The following is a 699-nucleotide window of genomic DNA, read 5'->3' as shown; positions in this document are numbered from 1 at the left end:
ACCCTGGGGCTGCTCACCGAGGTCACCGCCGCCGGGGTGCCGCAGTTCGTGTTCTCCTCGACGGCGGCGGTCTACGGCATCCCGGAGACCGAGCTCGTCAGCGAGGACACGCCACTCGCGCCGATCAATCCCTACGGTGCCTCCAAGATGATGAGCGAGCGCATGCTCATGGACGCCGCCGCGGCGTCCTCGCTGCGCTACGGCATCCTGCGCTACTTCAACGTCGCCGGCGCGCACCCGGACGGGCACATCGGCCAGGCCACGCCGGCGGCGACCCACCTGATCAAGGTGGCGTGCCAGACCGCCCTCGGGCGGCGGCCGTCGCTGTCCGTGTTCGGCACCGACTACGCCACGCCGGACGGTACCTGCGTGCGCGACTACATCCACGTGGTTGACCTCGCCCGCGCCCACGTCCAGCTCCTCGACCATCTCGCCGCCGGTGGTGACTCACGGGTGTACAACTGCGGCTACGGCCACGGCTCGAGCGTGCGCGAGGTGGTGGACACGGTGCGGCGTGTCCACGGTGCCCCGTTCGAGGTGGAGGAGGCGCCGCGCCGCGCCGGCGACCCGCCGGCGCTGGTGGCGGACAGCACCCGGCTGCGCCGTGAGCTTGGCTGGACGCCCGCCTTCGACGACCTGGAGACCATCGTCCGCCACGCCTACCAGTGGGAGAGCCGTTACGAGGAAGAGTGATCCCCC

Annotated in this window: 1 protein-coding gene; it reads left to right on the top strand. The window is 71.4% G+C overall.

The annotated features are described in order from the left end of the window. Positions 1-693 (top strand): UDP-glucose 4-epimerase GalE (gene galE / locus G7A99_RS23055; protein ID WP_163144379.1); only part of this gene is annotated, 693 nt, incomplete at its 5' end. Between the last annotated feature and the right edge of the window lie 6 nt (positions 694-699).

It is taken from the genome of Arhodomonas sp. KWT, from assembly GCF_010993615.1.
Note: the sequence above shows the minus strand (reverse complement) of the source record. Positions and strands in the feature narration are given on the sequence as shown.